At 69.9% G+C, this 16,226-nt stretch carries 5 protein-coding genes and 8 pseudogenes; 11 read left to right on the forward strand and 2 right to left on the reverse strand.

The features are described 5' to 3' along the window. Positions 1-5,062: 5,062 nt before the first annotated feature. The 9 genes and pseudogenes from UK94_RS36730 to UK94_RS36770 all read left to right on the forward strand — a co-directional run. The coding region (locus tag UK94_RS36730) for a MaoC family dehydratase N-terminal domain-containing protein (RefSeq protein ID WP_268761185.1) at positions 5,063-5,530 on the forward strand (468 nt) is incomplete at its 3' end. A gap of 1,120 nt (positions 5,531-6,650) precedes the next feature. Beyond that, positions 6,651-7,132 (forward strand): annotated as a pseudogene (locus tag UK94_RS36735) (ABC transporter); the annotation flags it as partial. A gap of 1 nt (position 7,133) precedes the next feature. Continuing rightward, positions 7,134-7,340: pseudogene (locus UK94_RS36740) on the forward strand (hypothetical protein); the annotation flags it as partial. 1 nt (position 7,341) lies between these two features. Then, positions 7,342-8,470 (forward strand): annotated as a pseudogene (locus UK94_RS36745) (branched-chain amino acid ABC transporter permease); the annotation flags it as partial. A gap of 1 nt (position 8,471) precedes the next feature. Beyond that, positions 8,472-9,785 (forward strand): annotated as a pseudogene (locus tag UK94_RS36750) (ABC transporter ATP-binding protein); the annotation flags it as partial. Further along, the coding region (locus UK94_RS36755; RefSeq protein WP_235486206.1) for an ATP-binding cassette domain-containing protein at positions 9,782-9,931 on the forward strand (150 nt) is incomplete at its 3' end. The pseudogene UK94_RS36750 and the gene UK94_RS36755, both read left to right, overlap by 4 nt. Position 9,932: 1 nt before the next feature. Beyond that, positions 9,933-10,510: pseudogene (locus UK94_RS01955) on the forward strand (ATP-binding cassette domain-containing protein); the annotation flags it as partial. 633 nt (positions 10,511-11,143) lie between these two features. After that, the coding region (locus UK94_RS36760; protein ID WP_235486208.1) for an ABC transporter substrate-binding protein at positions 11,144-11,852 on the forward strand (709 nt) is incomplete at its 3' end. Positions 11,853-11,872: 20 nt separating this feature from the next. Further along, positions 11,873-12,232: pseudogene (locus UK94_RS36770) on the forward strand (ABC transporter substrate-binding protein); the annotation flags it as partial. A 302-nt stretch (positions 12,233-12,534) separates the two neighbouring features. Here UK94_RS36770 and UK94_RS36775 read toward each other — a convergent pair. After that, positions 12,535-12,638 (reverse strand): LuxR C-terminal-related transcriptional regulator (locus UK94_RS36775; RefSeq protein ID WP_235486210.1); only part of this gene is annotated, 104 nt, incomplete at its 5' end. Position 12,639: 1 nt separating this feature from the next. Next, positions 12,640-12,713: pseudogene (locus UK94_RS36780) on the reverse strand (DNA-binding response regulator); the annotation flags it as partial. Between the two features lie 713 nt (positions 12,714-13,426). Between UK94_RS36780 and UK94_RS36785 the strand changes: the two are divergent. After that, positions 13,427-13,840 (forward strand): annotated as a pseudogene (locus tag UK94_RS36785) (hypothetical protein); the annotation flags it as partial. A gap of 2,111 nt (positions 13,841-15,951) precedes the next feature. Further along, the coding region (locus tag UK94_RS36790; RefSeq protein WP_235486212.1) for a glycosyltransferase at positions 15,952-16,226 on the forward strand (275 nt) is incomplete at its 3' end.

Here is a 16,226-nt window from a genome sequence, read left to right on the forward strand (position 1 = left end):
CCTGGTCACGCTGCGGCCTCCGCGGCCGGGGCGTTCCACCGTTCCCGCNCGGCCACGCTCATGTGCTGCTCCAACTTCTCCAAGGTGACCTTCCCGATCCCGGTGATGTCGGAGGCCTCCAGCCAGTGCCGCCCCTTCATCGCGAGCTCCGTCACCGTCGCCACCCCTTCGGTGAGCAGGGCGGCGACCACCGCCTTCCGAATACGGGGGATCTCCGTCAGGTAGATGTGTCCCTCGGGGTGGAGCCGCCCTCCGATGGCCTTCGCGGTGTGCTGGCGGTCCCACCGGTACGACTGCATCCGGCGGGCGAACTCCGTCAGGTGCGCGGGGTCGCGNGGGACCAGCCGCATGTCGTAGCTGCGGTCTCCCCGCAGGTGGAGCAGCGCCAGCGTGTCGACCTGNGGCATGGGGATCTTGCTGCCAAGGTGGTCCAGCCAGATTTCCCGCGCCGACTCGTAGACCGTCAGCTGCACGGCGTGATCGGGCCACAGACTGTTTCCGGTCTTGATGTCGACCAGGATCAGCCCGTAGACCGGATGCCAGATCATCAGGTCCGCGGTCCCGGCCCACCCGGCCTCCGGGTCCGCAACCACCGCTTCGGCGAAGACGGNCACCGGTGCCCACTCGGCCCAGAAGGCGTTGAAGGCATCCACGTAGCCGGCGGCGTTCTCCTCGACGTCTACGCGGCCCCGCTCCAGGACNATGGCCTGGGCGGCACGGTGCACGGCCTTTCCCCGCTCGGCCGCTGCGTCGCGCTGCCGATCGGGCTCGGCAGCCAACATGGCCACCACACGGTCACGGGCCTGCTCGTCGACCGTGGCACGCTGNCGTTCCCCGGCGGCGATCACTGCGGCAAGCACTGTCACCGCGCGGTCGATCGCCTGCACTCGCCGGCGAGCCGGCAACTGCTGGATCAGCACATAGTCGGCCAGGAACTGCATGTAGGCGGCGGGCACGGCCCGGCCAGCGGGGTGGAGCATGTCCTCGATCTGCTCGGCGTGGTCGGTCGCNCAGCGGGCCACGGTGGAGGCGATCCACCGCTTCACCGCGAAGCCGGCTCCGATCACCCCCAGTACCTCGGTGACGGCCAGATAGGTCCGGCCGGTGGCCGGGTCGGTGTAGGTGCNGTTCACCCTCTCCACGGGGTGGCCGAAGACCAAGGGTGGCGGCGGTTCGGCTGTCACCGTTCGCGTACCGGAGTTGTCCGTGTTACTGTCCATCTATCACCCCTTGTTGTTCTGTGGGGTTGGTGCCATGCCGGGCACCAACCCCACCCCTAAAGACCGGTAGACCTCTGCCGATCAAGCAGCCCGTGACTGATCAAGGCTGTCCGGTGCTCCTCGGTCAGCCGCCGGGTGCCGGCCTCCAGATGGCCGTAGTGCTGCTGGGTCACCCCCAGCAGTTCGGCCACCCCCGCCTGGGAGTAGCCCAGCGCCGCACGCCTGGTGCTCAGCGTTTCGCTGTTGTTTGCCTCTGCGTACGGACCCGGCTGCGTGGACATGCGCGGCCGGCCGGGCCGGCCCNCTGATCGCTGCCCCTCCACAGTGCGCTGCATCTACCTTCACCCCTACCCCTTTCGACTAGGGGTAGGTTACACCGTTTATTGGGGTAGGGGGTAGTTGGGTAACTAGCCGCCTGGTGACCCGCCAGGCAACCCCCGCGCATGTAGCCAGGCAGATCCACAACCCTCGGCCACCTGGCGGAGTTACACGGTTTATTCCGGTAGCCTGCCGCTATGAAGGACGAGGTCACCGGTGGTAAGGACGGTCAGGGGCAGNCGCTGTGCGAGTGGTCCCGCTATATGCAGAAGGTCCGAGATGAGCGGTACGACGGCAACGCCTCGGCGATGTCGCGCGCGCTGAAGGAGCGTCTTCCCGGCCATCCAGTCGGTCAGCAGCGGATTTCCGCATGGATCAAGGGCGNGCAGATGCCGGGCCTCGGGCGGCGGCAGGAGATCGTTGCCGCACTGGGTGACCGCTGGGACGATCGCCTGGCCGACGGAATCGGTCCGAGTCGCCCTCGGGGTAGGCAGNCAGTGGCGGCGCCACCCCCTGTCACGTCTCCTACCGTTCCCGACGAGGTACCCGCAGTTAACTTGGACGTTGGGGGAGAGTTGCCGATGGTAACGAGACGGCCAGGGTTTTCCCCTACGGATTCGCGCCCCCGACACTCCGGTCCCACGAGATTCGTGCAGATCGACGGGCCGGACGGAATCAAGGTCCTGGTGCCGGATGGCCTGGTCAGCGCGGACCCGGAGCGTCTCGGCGAGCTCATCCAGGCGGCTGTGACAGCCGTCCTAGCGACAGTCACCGTCAAGTAACAACGTGTAACAACATCCGGGCACTGAACAACCATCCGCATTACAGGATCAATGCTTGGCAGCTAGAAACGTGGTCATCCACAACGTTGGGGGGACCACATGGTCTACGTAACGTCGTCTCCGAAGCTGCCGGCACCCGGAGTCGCCGCGGTCAGCCCGGCCGNCCAGCGCGTGGTGATCCTCCGCGAGGGGGAAGTCGTCACACCAGCGTTCGCCGCGTACCTGGAGGATCTGCTGCGCTCCACCTGCACAGCCGGCCTGCCCAGCCAACCTGGGCGCCCACCAGCCCACCGACTACGCCTGCCCATGAGATGCCTGGGCAGGCCCTTGGTGGTGATACTGCTCGCCGTCATCACCGCGGCCCACCTGGCACTGACGGCCACAAACCCGGCACGGCTGCTCCCGGACGCCGCGGACGGCCTCTACCGCTCCGGTGCGCGCGCCGCGGTCACCCTCACTGCGCCGCCCACGACGTAAGCGAGAGGCGGCAGTCTCGCTCACCCCCTCCCGCGGGAGCGGAGGTGAGCGGACCGCCACCCCATGGCCGGCGTCAGGCGGCCTCAGCCGCCTTCCGCCGGATCCACGCCGCGAACGACTCCGGGGTGCACGCGAGGCGCCTGCCATCGATCTTGACCATCGGCGGCGGCTCCGCGCTGGTCAGCCCCTGCCTCCACCGGTGAAGCCACTGATGCATCGCGTCGGGACTCTTCCCCAATTGCGCCCCAACGTCCTCGATGTACAGCACCGCCCGAGGCGGTACCGTTTGAGGGGTAGAGACCCCTACCTCACCTTGCATGCCCTCGACCTGCCCATCTACCTACCCCATGGCATCCCACGGGGGTAGATACTCCCAGGGGAGGGCGGTAATGGGGTAGGGGGTCGGAATCCAGGACCCCAAGGACAGACCATGCCTCCGAACCTCAGACCCCTCCCACGGCTCGCGCACGCCGCCGACACCGTCTNCCGGCGGCACCGCCGCCGCTTCGCGCGACGGCGGGCCCTCTTCCCGAGCTGGCCTCAAGGGCAGACTCCACAGCCCGACGCGCAGGGCCCTGCCGCGGTCACTGCATCCCTGCCCCGAGGCGATCGATGAGCATCGAAGACCGCTGGTTCAACAAAGTTGTGGATCCGATGACAGGAAAGATCACACGAGAGAAGGCGGCACGGCACAATGTGGGACGACGTTGGCGTGTCCACTACACCGACCCCGAGGGAAAAGGTCGAAGCAAAAGCTTCCACAAGCGAGGACCAGCCGAGGATTTCGACCGGAAAGTAAATATCGACGTCACTGAAGGGCGATGGATAGACCCTGTCGGCCCGAAAACCCCTTTCGAGGTTGCGGCGGACGAGTGGATACGCAATCGATCGGATCTATCGCATAACGCTTTCATCACCTATGAAACCCGACTGAAAATGTCGATCCTCCCCCGTTGGGGGAAAGTGTCNATCGGTACGATCTCGCCAATAGCGATCAGAGAGTGGCTGACAGAGCTCGGGAATGAATACAGCCCCAAAACCATATCCCTCACGTTCATGATATTCCAGTCGGTAATGATCCAGGCCGTGCTCGACAAGAGGATTCCGGCATCCCCGTGCACTGCGATCAAGAGCCCGGNGATCCGACTTGTACCGGTCATGCCGCTCCCATTGATCGCTGCACATGCGCTGATTGNCGCTGCTCCGGATCACCTGCGGCTTGTCCCTGCACTCGCGGCCTTCGCCGGAGTACGGCAAGGCGAGGCGCTCGGGCTCACAGAGGACCGCGTCAACGTACTCCATCAGGTCTTCACTATCGACCGTCAAAGAGCGGGCCGACCCGGGCTTGGGCAATGTCTTGCCCCCACAAAAAATCCCTCGTCCGACCGGGTGCAGCCAATACCGGATCGACTGGCGAGCGCGTTCACCTTCCACCTGGAGCGGCTCCCCCCAAGGCCGATCCGTGTGACGGTGTTTCGGGAGCGTGGGCGCAGCGCGAAGGGTGAAACCCACACCGTCCGGCCAATTTTCCGGACGTCGAACGATACCCTGCTGAGCGGAGCCAACTTCGGCCAGCAGTGGACAGGAGTCTGGCAGCAGGNTGTCGCTGATCTACGCGCTCTGGGTACAGATGCGGGCGCAATCGCCGCCGACGCCCTGGAGGTCGATCATAGTCTCCATGATCTCCGNCATCTGTACGCTTCGACGCTTATCGCCGGCGGAGCTGATGTGAAAGACACGCAAAGAGCTATGGGGCATGCATCGGCGTCCACCACCCTGGATGTCTATGGCCACCTGTGGCCAGGGTCGGAGGATCGGATCAGAGGGGTCGTTGACGCTATGTGGTCACGGGAGGTCGACGCCGGGGACCTCATCAATTTGGCCGATCGACGCAGCTACTCGGCTGCGACGTGATCTCGCCCGGCGAGCGCCCCGCGGGTACGAAGGTGGCCTCGCACCTCGTGTGCAGGGACCGTGGATCGCGGCCCGCAGTCCACGGCAACACGCGGGCCTGCGGCTCCCGCAGACCCAGGTAGCTTCCTCTACCAGGGCGTTTGCGGGATGCATCCGTCCGATCNCGCACCTCCTACCCTGTCGTTCCACCCCTCGGGGGTAGGTGATCTTTTGTGTGGCCCCGCTCCTCTGTTCGCCGTCAACATAGTTATCTGTTATAACTAGGTGGTGGATGAGAGTGCTGAGCGCTTCGGTGTCCTGACGGACGCGGCCTTCGAGCGGTCGCGCAGGCGGATCGGGGTTCNGCAGCCCCTGCCGAACCCGCCGCACAACTACGAGGTGACCTGGGACGCCTCCCGGCACTTCGCCTACGGCTACGGCGACGACAACCCGTTGTACTGCGATCCGGACTACGGCAAGGGCACCCGCTGGGGGACGCTCATCGCGCCGCCGACCTTCCTGTACACGATGGGTGAGGACGCGGCGCCCAGGCCGGATCCGGAGACGAAGGCGCTGCTCAGGGGCGACCCGTTCGCGGGGCTGGGGTCCTACCAGGCGGTGATGGAGTTCGAGTGGTGGCGGCCGTTCGCCCTCGGTGACCGGGCGCGCTGCCTGCGTACCCAGGTCGGGGTGGCGGCCAAGCCCAGCTCCTTCGGGGGGCGCACCGCGCACGTCACCCACGACTTCATCTTCGCCAACCAGCACGGGGAGCCCACCTGCCTGCAGCGCGGCACCTGGATCAACGCCGAGCGGCACACGTCGCGGGAGCGGAAGAAGGAGNACGATCTGCCGGAGCCGTACTCGGCGGAGCAGTTGGCGCAGATCGACGCCCTGTACGCGGCGGAGTCGCGGCGGGGTGGGCAGCCGCGGTACTTCGAGGACGTGGTGGTCGGCGAGGAGTTGCCGACGAAGGTCAAGGGNCCGTTGACGACGACGGACGTGGTGGTGTGGCACCTGGGCTGGGGGATGCAGCTCACTCCGCCGGGTGCGTTCCGGCTGGCGTACCGGGTGCGGGCGAAGGCGCCGGGGCTGTATCCGGCGAACGCCCTGAACGTTCCCGACACGGTGCAGCGGTTGCACTGGGAGCCGGCGCGGGCGCAGGAGTTGGGGTTGCCGACGTCCTACGACTACGGCGGCATGCGGGAGACGTGGCTGTGCCATCTGCTGACCGACTGGATCGGCGACGAGGGCTGGCTGTGGAAGCTGTCGGTGCAGCACCGCCGGTTCAACTTCGTGGGGGACACGACGTGGTTGAAGGGGCGGGTGACGGACAAGCGGCAGGTGCCCGGGCGTGACGGGGCCGAGGTCCGCAACGAGGTCGACGTCGAGGTGTGGGCGGAGAACCAGCGGGGGGTGACGACGTCGCCGGCGAAGGCGGTGGTGCTGTTGCCGAGCCGGACGGGTGGCCAGGTCATCCTGCCCGCCCCGCCGGCCGACTCCGCCGAGGGCATCGTCCGCTACGAGATGGACCGCATCGCGGCGGAGGCGGACGCCGGCTCCTGACGCTCCCGGGCACGTGAGACGTCCCCACCGGACGAAGGCAGGTCCTTCACCCGGTGGGGACGTTTGCCGTTTTGGGGTCGAACGCCCTGGTAGGCGGCCCGGCCAGCCCCTCAGGCCCGGCACGACGGATCGCCGCTCGCTTGACCAGATCGGCTACCTAGTTTACAAAGATAGAGGTGTGCCGCACGTCTCACCGATCGTCGACCGGACGCGTCGATCCCCGAGGGGCCGCCCCGTCCCGATCGGATCGCCGCGCGCCCGGCCCGAACCGGACTTCCATCCACCCGGCCCCGGCGTCCCTGCGGCGTGCGGGCCGGCGCGTCAGGCCGCCCGGACCCACTGCACTCGATCACTTCGCGGCCGTGCCGACGGAGGGTGAGGGGAGACATCGCCTGCGATGACCCAACACATAGTCTTCCTGCTACTGGGGCTGGGGAGCGGAGCCGTCTTCGGGGCGCTCGCGCTCGGCCTGGTGGTCACCTATCGCAGTTCGGGCGTGGTCAACTTCGCCACCGGCGCGATCGCCCTCTACACCGCCTACACGTATGCGTTCCTGCGCCGGGGCGAGTTGCTGCTGCCGATCCCCGGCTTACCGAAGACCGTCTCCGTCGGCTCCGACTGGGGGTTGTGGCCCGCCCTGGGCGTCTCGCTGGTCATCGCCGCGTTGCTCGGAGTCCTGCTCTACGTGCTGGTGTTCCGGTGGCTGCGCGCCGCGCCGCCGGTCGCCAAGGCCGTCGCCTCGATCGGGCTGCTCATCGTGTTCCAGGCGCTGCTCGCCCAGCGGGTCGGCACGACGCCCGTGTCGGTGAAGCGGATCCTGCCCAGCGACAACTACACGATCGGCGACCTGCGCATCCAGGGTGACAAGCTGTGGTTCGCNCTGACGATCGTCGTCCTCGCGATCGCCCTCGCCGGCGTGTTCCGCTTCACCCGCTTCGGCCTGGCCACCCGGGCCGCCGCCGAGACGGAGAAGGGCGCGCTGGTCACCGGCCTGTCGCCGGACCGCATCGCGCTGGCCAACTGGGCGATCGGCGCCGTGGTCGCCGGCCTGTCCGGCATCCTGATCTCGCCGATCGTGCCGCTCATCNCGGTCTCCTACACCCTGTTCATCGTGCCGGCGCTCGCCGCCGCGCTGGTGGCCGGCTTCAACTCCCTGGGCCTCGCCGTCGGCGCCGGTCTGCTCATCGGGATGGTGCAGTCCGAGCTGCAGTACCTGCAGTCCCAGCACTCCTGGCTGCCGCAGCAGGGCCTGGGCCAGCTCGTTCCGCTCGTCGTCATCCTGGGGTACCTGGTCCTGCGCGGCCGACCGCTGCCGACGCGTGGCATGCTCATCCGCGCCAACCTCGGCCAGGCCCCCCGGCCGCGGCACCGGCTGCTCAACGTCGTCATCCCGGCCGCGGTCGCGGTCGTGCTGCTGGTCGTCACCTCGGGCTCGATGCGGGCCGCGGTCGTCACCTCGATGCTGCTCGGCATCGTCACGCTGTCCCTGGTGGTCGTCACCGGCTACGCCGGCCAGGTCTCGCTCGCGCAGCTCACCCTCGCCGGGGTCGGCGGCTTCCTCGTCAGCCGGATGTCGACGGACTGGAACATCCCGTTCCCTCTCGCCCCGCTGCTCGCCGCGCTCGGCGCGATGATCATCGGGGTTGTCGTCGGCCTGCCCGCGCTGCGCATCCGCGGCCTTCCGGTCGCCGTGGTGACGCTCGCCCTGGGTATGGCGGTCGAGTCGATCTGGTTCCGCAACCCGGACGTCAACGGCGGGACCGGCGGAGCGAAGGTCGCCGACCCGAAGCTGTGGGGGCTCAACCTGCGCATAGGCGCGGGCGAGAACTACCCTCGCATCCAGTTCGGCCTGCTCTGCCTGGTGGTCCTCATCCTCGTCGGGCTGGCTGTCGCGGAGCTTCGGCGCAGCCGGCTCGGCGCGGCCATGCTCGCCGTGCGTGCCAACGAACGCTCGGCGGCGGCCGCCGGCATCGACGTCGCCCGAGTCAAGATCGCGGCCTTCGCGATCGGGTCGTTCATCGCCGGCCTCGGCGGCGCGCTGATGGCCTACCAGCAGACCCTCGTGGACGCGGAGTCCTTCTCCGTCGTCGGCGGCCTGGCCCTGTTCGCCACCGCCTACCTGGCCGGCATCACCTCGGTCTCCGGCGGTCTGCTCGCCGGCGTGCTCGGTGCGGGCGGTCTGCTGTTCGTCGCGCTGGACAAGGCGGTCGACCTCGGNAGCTGGTACCAGGTCATCACGGGTGTCGCCCTGGTCCTGTCGGTGCTGCTCAACCCGGAGGGCGCCGTCGGCCCGGTGCACGCCTGGTGGTCGGCGCAGCGGGCGAAGCGGCTGCGCGCCGAGCCGCCGGTCCTGCCCACCGCCGACGCCATCCCGGCGATCATCCCGGCGGGCGAACCGGCCGACGCCGCCGCCCCGGCGACCGCATCGACCCCCGCCACCGAACCCGCCCCCGCCCCCGCCCCCGCCGCCGCCGAACCCGCCACCGAGCCCGCTCTGGCGTCCGAGCCCGCTCTGGCGTCCGAGCCCGCCTCGGCCGCCGAGCCGGGTGCGGCCCCCGCGGTGGTGCCGGTCGCCGCCGCCTCCGTCGCGGCGGCGGCGAGCGCCGACGCCGAGCGGATCCTGCTCACCCTGCGCTCGGTCGGGGTGCAGTACGGCGGCGTGCGGGCCGTGCAGGACGTCAGCCTCGACTTCGGCCATGGCCAGGTCATCGGCCTGATCGGTCCGAACGGCGCGGGCAAGACCACTCTGATCGACGCGATCAGCGGGTTCACCGCCGCCAGCGGCGAGGTCGAGTTCGAGGGCGTCCGGCTCGACGGGCTCAAGCCGCACCACCGGATCCGCAAGGGTCTGGGCCGTACCTTCCAGGGCATCGAGCTGTACGAGGACCTCTCGGTCGCCGAAAACGTCTCCGTCGGGGAGACCGCGGCCCGCGGCGGCGGCGGGCGGCTGCCCGCCGACCACGCCGACTACCTCGACCGGCTCTACCGCGCGCTGCAGCTGCACGAGGTCCGCGAGCGCCCCGTCCGCGAGCTGTCGCAGGGCCACCGCCAGCTCGTCTCGATCGCCCGAGCGCTCGCCGGCCGGCCGCGGGTGCTCCTGCTCGACGAGCCGGCCGGCGGTCTGGACAGCACCGAGAGCCTCTGGCTCGGTGAACGGCTGCGGGAGGTGGCCCGCACCGGGGTGACGATCGTGCTCGTCGACCACGACATGAACCTCGTGCTCGGCGTCTGCGACCGGATCGTCGTGTTGGCCCTCGGCGCGGTGATCGCCAGCGGCACGCCCGAGGAGATCAAGAACCATCCGGCGGTCGCCGAGGCGTACCTCGGCAGCGCGCCCGTCGCGTCGCAGTCCGCGACGGCGGCAGACGCGCCCGCCGCCGCGCCCGCCGATGCGGCCGCGTCGGCCGGTGAGGTGTCCGCGCCGGCCGGCGCGGCCGCCGACCCGGCGGACGCCGGCGCCGGTACGACCACGTCCACCGCGGCGACCCCGCCCGGACCGTCGGCACCGCTGGAGAAGGAGAGCGTCGGTTGAGCGTCCTGCTGCAGACCCGCGGACTGAACGCGGGCTACGACCGGGTGCCGGTGGTGCGCGGCTTCGAGCTGACGCTGCGGGAGGGCGAGGTCGTCGCCCTGCTCGGGCCGAACGGCGCGGGCAAGACCACGGTCCTGCTGACGCTCNCCGGGCTGCTGCCCGCGCTCGGCGGCGAGGTCGCCGTGCACGGGCAGGACGTGCACCGGGCCAGCCCGCGCGCGCTGTCCAGGCTCGGCGTGGTGCTCGTGCCCGACGACCGGTCCCTGTTCACCACGTTGACCTCCCGGGAGAACCTCCAGCTCGGGCGGGTCAAGGGTGGGCTGAGCGTCGACGAGGTGCTGGACTACTTTCCGGCGCTGCGCAAGCGGCTCGACGTTCGGGCGGGGATGCTCTCCGGCGGTGAGCAGCAGATGCTCGCGATCGGACGGGCGCTCGTGCAGCGCCCGCGCATCCTGCTGATCGACGAGCTCAGCATGGGTCTCGCCCCGGTGATCGTGCAGGAGCTCCTGCCGGTCGTGCGAGCGGTGGCCACGGACACGTCGGCGGCGGTGGTGCTCGTCGAGCAGCACGTGCACCTCGTCATGGGCATCGCCGACCACGCGATCGTGCTCGCGCACGGCGAGGAGGTGCTGTCCGGACCGGCGGCCGAGCTGCGGGCAAATCCCGAGCTGCTGGAACGGGCCTATCTCAGCGAGCGGCATGCTCCGCGGGAGGTAGCCGCCTGAGCGTTGGCGTATTGCCTTCGGTGGGTCGCCAATACTGTTTTTGGGTCGGGGTCATTCTTCGGTAGTGCTTCAGTAGTGCCTGCCGGAGTGCGGGCCGGAGGCGTGCCGGCCGACGGGTCGTTTTGGCTCGGCAGTGCCGGCGTGGCGGGGGACTTTTGTGTCGGGCGACCGCCGATGTCCCAACCGGGATGAGCGCGTCCCGGTTGGCACGGATAGTCCTGCGCGAAAAGGCGGTCATCGCCTCCGTTCCCTTGACGAATTCGGTGACCCCAATAACATAGCTCACCAAGTAAGCTATGTTGCGCTTTCGGGTGGCTGCGGCCCCCGCTGCCGGCGAGGACGGGCCGGACCAGGACTGACCAGGGCTGACCGGGCCGCTCGGTGGGCGGGGCCACCCGCCTGCTGTCGGGTGGCCCGACGTGAGATGGAGGAGCAGTGGGCGCGAGGATCAGGCATAGACATGACGGACGCCGCGGCGTGCGGGTGGGAGCGGCGTTCTTAGTCCTCGGCCTGGCAGTGCTACCGGCGGCCTGCGGCAGCAGCGGCAGCGACGGTGGCGACTCGGGGGGTTCGGCCGGGGCCACCGCGGCCGCCGTGACGCTGCCGCCGGGCACGAAGGCGGCCGGTGCGGCGGTGAAGATCGGCTTCATCACCGCGGAGGGTGGCAGCGCGGTTTCCCTGCCCGAGGTCCGCGAGGGCGCCCAGGCCGCCGCCGCCTACGCCAACGACTATCTCGGCGGCATCGGCGGTCGGCCCATCCAGCTCGTCGTCTGCAAGTCGCAGGAGGACGCGGCCTCCGCCCGCACCTGCGCCAACGACATGGTCGAACAGAAGGTCACCGCGGTCGGCACCGGAACCACCGGCTTCGGGGACACCCTCGTGCCGATCATCGCCGGCGCGAAGATCCCGTACGTGACGGGCACCGCGACCGCCGGCTCCGAGTTCGCCACCGACGGCGTGTTCTCCTGGACCGGGGCCTTCCCCGCCACGCTGGGCACGATGGCGAGCTACGCGAAGGCGAAGGGCTACAAGCGGGTGGCGCTGTTCGTCACGGACGTGCCTGCCGCCATCACCGGGGCGAACGCGCTCGGCAAGCCGGTGTTCCAGAAGTCCGGCGTGGACCTGGACGTGATCTCCATCCCCCGGGGCGCGGCCGACGCCACCTCCCAGGTGACCTCGGCGATCGCCAAGAAGCCGGACGCCCTCGCGCTCGTCGGCGACGCCACCCACTGCACCTCGGTGTTCAAGGCATTCCAGGCCGTGGGGGCGACCCAGCCGAAGTTCGTGATCCAGCCGTGTGTGTCGAAGGCCGTCGACGACGCGGCGCCGGGCGCGCTCGACGNCTCCGTCCTGTTCACGCCNTCGGACACCGACTCCGACGACACGGAGGCGAAGCTGTACCGCACGGTGATGGCCAAGTACACGCCGAAGACGCAGACCGACGGCTACGCGGTCACCGGCTACCAGACGGTGCTCGGCCTCGCGCGGGCGCTCAAGGGCATCAGCGGCGACGTCACCCCGGCCTCGGTGACCTCGACTCTGAAGGCGGCGAAGAACATCGCGATGCCCGCCGGTCACGGGCTGACGTTCTCCTGCGACGGCAGCGCCATCCCCAGCCTGAAGGCGCTGTGCTCGGCCAGCTCCGTCGAGGCGACCCTCAAGGGCACCAAGGCGACCGACGTCAAGACGGTCGACGCGGCCAGCCTGTTCGCCGCCGGCTAGCCAGGGCCGTCGCGCCCGTCGGTGCCCTCGGGCGCCGACGACCGGGGCTCGGATCGGACGACGTCGTCCGATCCGAGCCCTGTGTCATGTTCCGGAGTGGTCGCGATCCGGCATGGAGGGGGTGCCGGAGCGGACCGACGGATCGCGGCGTGGCCCGCGGGGGGCGGTGCCTGCGGTGGCCCGTCGGTGGTGGCGCCTGCCAGTGCCGGTGGTGCCGGTGGCACTGAGATGCCGGTGTTGCTGAGATGGGGCGGCGCCGGCGGTGGGAGTTGTACCGCCTCGCCGACCCGATCGGAGACTGCTCAGTCCAGCAGACCGATCTGCCGGGCGGTGTGCACCGCCGCGGTCCGGTTCCGGACGCCCATCTTGCGCATGATGCTGCGCATGTAGGTCTTGACCGTCTCGGNCCGGATGGTGAGCTGCTCCGCCGCCTCGACGTTGGAGCAGCCTGTGGCCACCAGAGTGAGCACCTCCATCTCACNCAGAGTGAGACGGAAGGGCGGTGGCTTCGCCGGACTCTGCGTCACCGGCTCACTGCGTAGCAGCGAGTAGATGCGCAGGATCTGGCGTCGCAGGTGGGGCGTTGTGAGCTGCGCGCTGAGCTCCAACAGCTCGATCTGGGCCAGGCGAACCCGTTCCCGCTGGGTCCGCGCGTCGGTCGGTTGGTTCTCGGTGGTGAAAGGACCCGACGCTCGGTCGAAGCCGGCGGCGGTCATCGTCCGGTGCAGGCGCACCTGCACGGCGGACGAGTCCGAAACCACTGGGCCCATCGTGCTCCTCTCCCTGTCCACTCCGGTTTACCCGACCGCTCCGGAGGAGCATCACCGGCCCATCGCCGACAGTCCGGAAATTCATCCGAGGGTCGGGCAGGGGATCAGCCGTACACCACCTTTGTGGGAGGCCGTGCATGATCCGGCCCCGGGTGGAGTGAGTGCGCCGCCACACCCACTCCACCCGGGCTCGGCATGCCTTCACCGGACCCCACTGTCGGCTACATCGAAAAGGTTATCCCNCAGCCTGGCCATGCCGTCAATGCCGCCCGCTCCGATGTGCGAGAACAGACTCCCGCGGAGGGGCGGGGAAGACCCGGATGAGGATCCTGATTCCTACCCCGAACGGGGTTCCTTCGGATGCGGCGGGTCACACCGTCGCTCTACCGTCTCAGCGGTATGCGAGGGGTACGGAAGGAGTTTCATGAAGGCCACCCGGGACACGCAGATCACCGACGCGAGGGCCGGCGGTGAAAACAGCTCTACCAGGCTATCCGATGAGCGCCCGTCCTTATTTTCCGAGCCGGCGGGCGACGAAGCGAGCGGATGCACGGGAATCCGCCTGAGTCGCCCGGTGGAATGGGCGGCACTGGCCGCAGTCCTGATCTTCGGAGCGGTGCTCAATCTGTGGCGGCTGGACCGCAACGGTTACGGCAACGTCTACTACGCCGCCGCGGCCCGTTCGATGAGTGGTTCGTGGCACAACTATGTGTTCGGCGCTCTCGACCCGGCCGGCTTCATCACCGTCGACAAGCCGCCGCTCGCGTTGTGGGTGCAGGCGGCGAGCGTGTGGATGTTCGGCCTGTCGAGCTGGAGCCTGCTGGTGCCGGCCGCCGCCNCCGGGACTGTGACGGTGTTCGCCCTGTACCACGCGGTGCGCGCGCAGGTCGGCGCCCTGGGCGGGCTCGTCGCCGCCCTCGCCCTGACCGTCACCCCGGTGTTCGTCAGCACGGCGCGATTCAACAACCCCGACCCGTTCATGGTGATGCTGCTGGTGCTGGCGGCCTGGGCGCTGGTCGCCTCCGTGCGCCANGACAGCGGCCGGCTGCTCGCCCTGGCCGCCGTCTGCGTGGGCCTCGCGTTCGACGCGAAGATGTTGCAGGCCTACCTCGTTGTGCCCGCCCTCGGCCTGGTCTACCTGGTTGCGGCCCCGGGCGGGCTGCGCCGCCGGCTGGCCCTGCTCGGCGCCGCCACGCTCGCGCTGGTGGTGGCGAGCGGGGCCTGGATGGCCCTGGTCGACCTGACTCCGAAGGCACACCGCCCGTTCGTGGGCGGTTCGACCGACAACACCGTCCGGGATCTGGTCTTCGGTTACAACGGGCTGGGGCGGGTCGACGGCAGCGGCGGCCAGGGCGCCTTCGGTGCGGTGCTCGGCTCCCGGCGGGGGCCGGGCCGGTTCTTCGACGCCACCACCGGCGGCCTGATCGCCTGGCTCATCCCGGTGGCGGTGGCAGCGGCGCTGCTCGGCCTGTGGCAGCGCCGGCGGGCCCCGCGGACCGACCCGGCCCGCGCGGCGGTGCTGCTCTGGGGAACCTGGGCGCTGCTGTGCTGGCTGGTCCTCAGCTTCGCCCGGGGCGCGTTCCACCCGTACTACGTCGGGGAGGCGGCCCCGGCGTTCGCCGCTCTGGTCGGCGTGGGCTTCGCCCTGGCCGCGGCGGCCTGGTCGGCCGGGGGCGTGGGTGCCGGCGGGCGGGTGCCCACCACCCTGGNCGCCGTCGCCGGCCTGGTCTCGACCGTGGCCGTCGCCGTGCTGGTCCTGCGGCGCACCCCGACGTGGAACGCCTGGTTGCGGCCCACTCTGATCGTCGCCGCGGTGATCAGCGCCGGGATGCTGGCGCTCGCCGCCCGGGCCGCCCGGCGCGCGGGGGGCCCGGGCGAACCGGCGCGCGGGCGCGCGGCACCGGCCACCGCGGCCCTCGCCGGCGTGCTCGCCCTGGCCGTCGTGCTGGCCGCGCCCACGGCGTTCGCACTCACCCCGCTGCGCCATCCGAGCCAGGGCAGCGACCCCGTCGTCGGCCCGCCGAGGACCACGTCCAGCCCACTCGACCTCGCGCTTCCGGCGCAGCTGGCGGACAACCCGGCCCTCCGTGCGCTGCGTCAGCTCACCGAGGCGTTCCCCCAGCTCACCCGGTCGGCGCAGCCGGTGACGAGGGGATTGTCCGTCGACCTGGTCACCCCCTCGTTGCTCGCCTACCTGCGGGCCCACCGAGAGGGCGCGAAGTTCCTGGTCGCGGTCGACACCGATCCGCTGGCCGCGCCGACCATCGCCCACACCGGCGAGGCGGTGATGCCGATGGGCGGCTTCCTCGGCAGCGACCCGGCGCCGACCGTCTCTGGTCTCGCCGCCCTCGTCCGTTCCCATGCCCTGCGCCACGTGCTGCTGCTCGGCGGGGGTGCCTCCGGCGGGAGCCTGATAAGCGCGTTGGCCGCGCCGATCGCCGGGGAGCGGGACGCCTGGGTGCGGCACTCCTGCACCCTCGTGCCCGCGGCGAAGTACGGCGGGGGCAGTGGCCTGGTGTCGCTGCTCGGCCAGGCGGCACCGGGTGGTGCGCCGGGTGTCCCTGGCGTCGGGGGTGCCGCAACGGGTGGTGCGCCGGCCTCGCCGTTCGGTGCCGGCGGGATCCCGAAGCCCGCCATCGACATTTCGCCGGTGGAACTCCTGCAGGACTTCCGCATTCTCGCGGACGCCTTCTCGCTGAACCTCTACGACTGCCAGGCGCCGACGGCCTAGGCCGACCCGGATCGACCGGCCTCGCCCGCGTTCGTTCGGCTGGTGATCCCAGCCGTCCCCATCGGCCGTCCCGGGCCGCCCGCCTTCGCCGCCCGCCTTCGCCGGCCGTAAATGCCGGCCCCGGCCATCTGGCCGCCCAAGGAGGAACCATGCAGTCGCTGACTGGCGCGGTTGCGCCGCGCACGTCGAAACCCCCCGCCCTGAACCTCGTCGAGGTGATGATTCCGGTCTACAACGAGGAGGCGGTGCTGGAAAAAAGTGTGCGTCGCCTGCACACCTATCTGACCGAACGGTATCCCTATGAGTGGCGCATCACGATCGTCGACAACGCCAGTACGGATCGAACACTGATCGTCGCCGACCGGTTGGCAGAGGAACTGCCTCGAGTCCAGGTTCGTCATCTCGATGTCAAAGGTCGGGGTCTGGCGCTGCGCGAGGCGTGGTCGGCATCGGACGCCGATATTGTCTGTTACATGGACGTTGACCTTTCCAC

Origin of the sequence: Frankia sp. AvcI1, from assembly GCF_001420875.1 — a bacterium.
Taxonomy (GTDB): Bacteria; Actinomycetota; Actinomycetes; order Frankiales; family Frankiaceae; genus Frankia; species Frankia alni.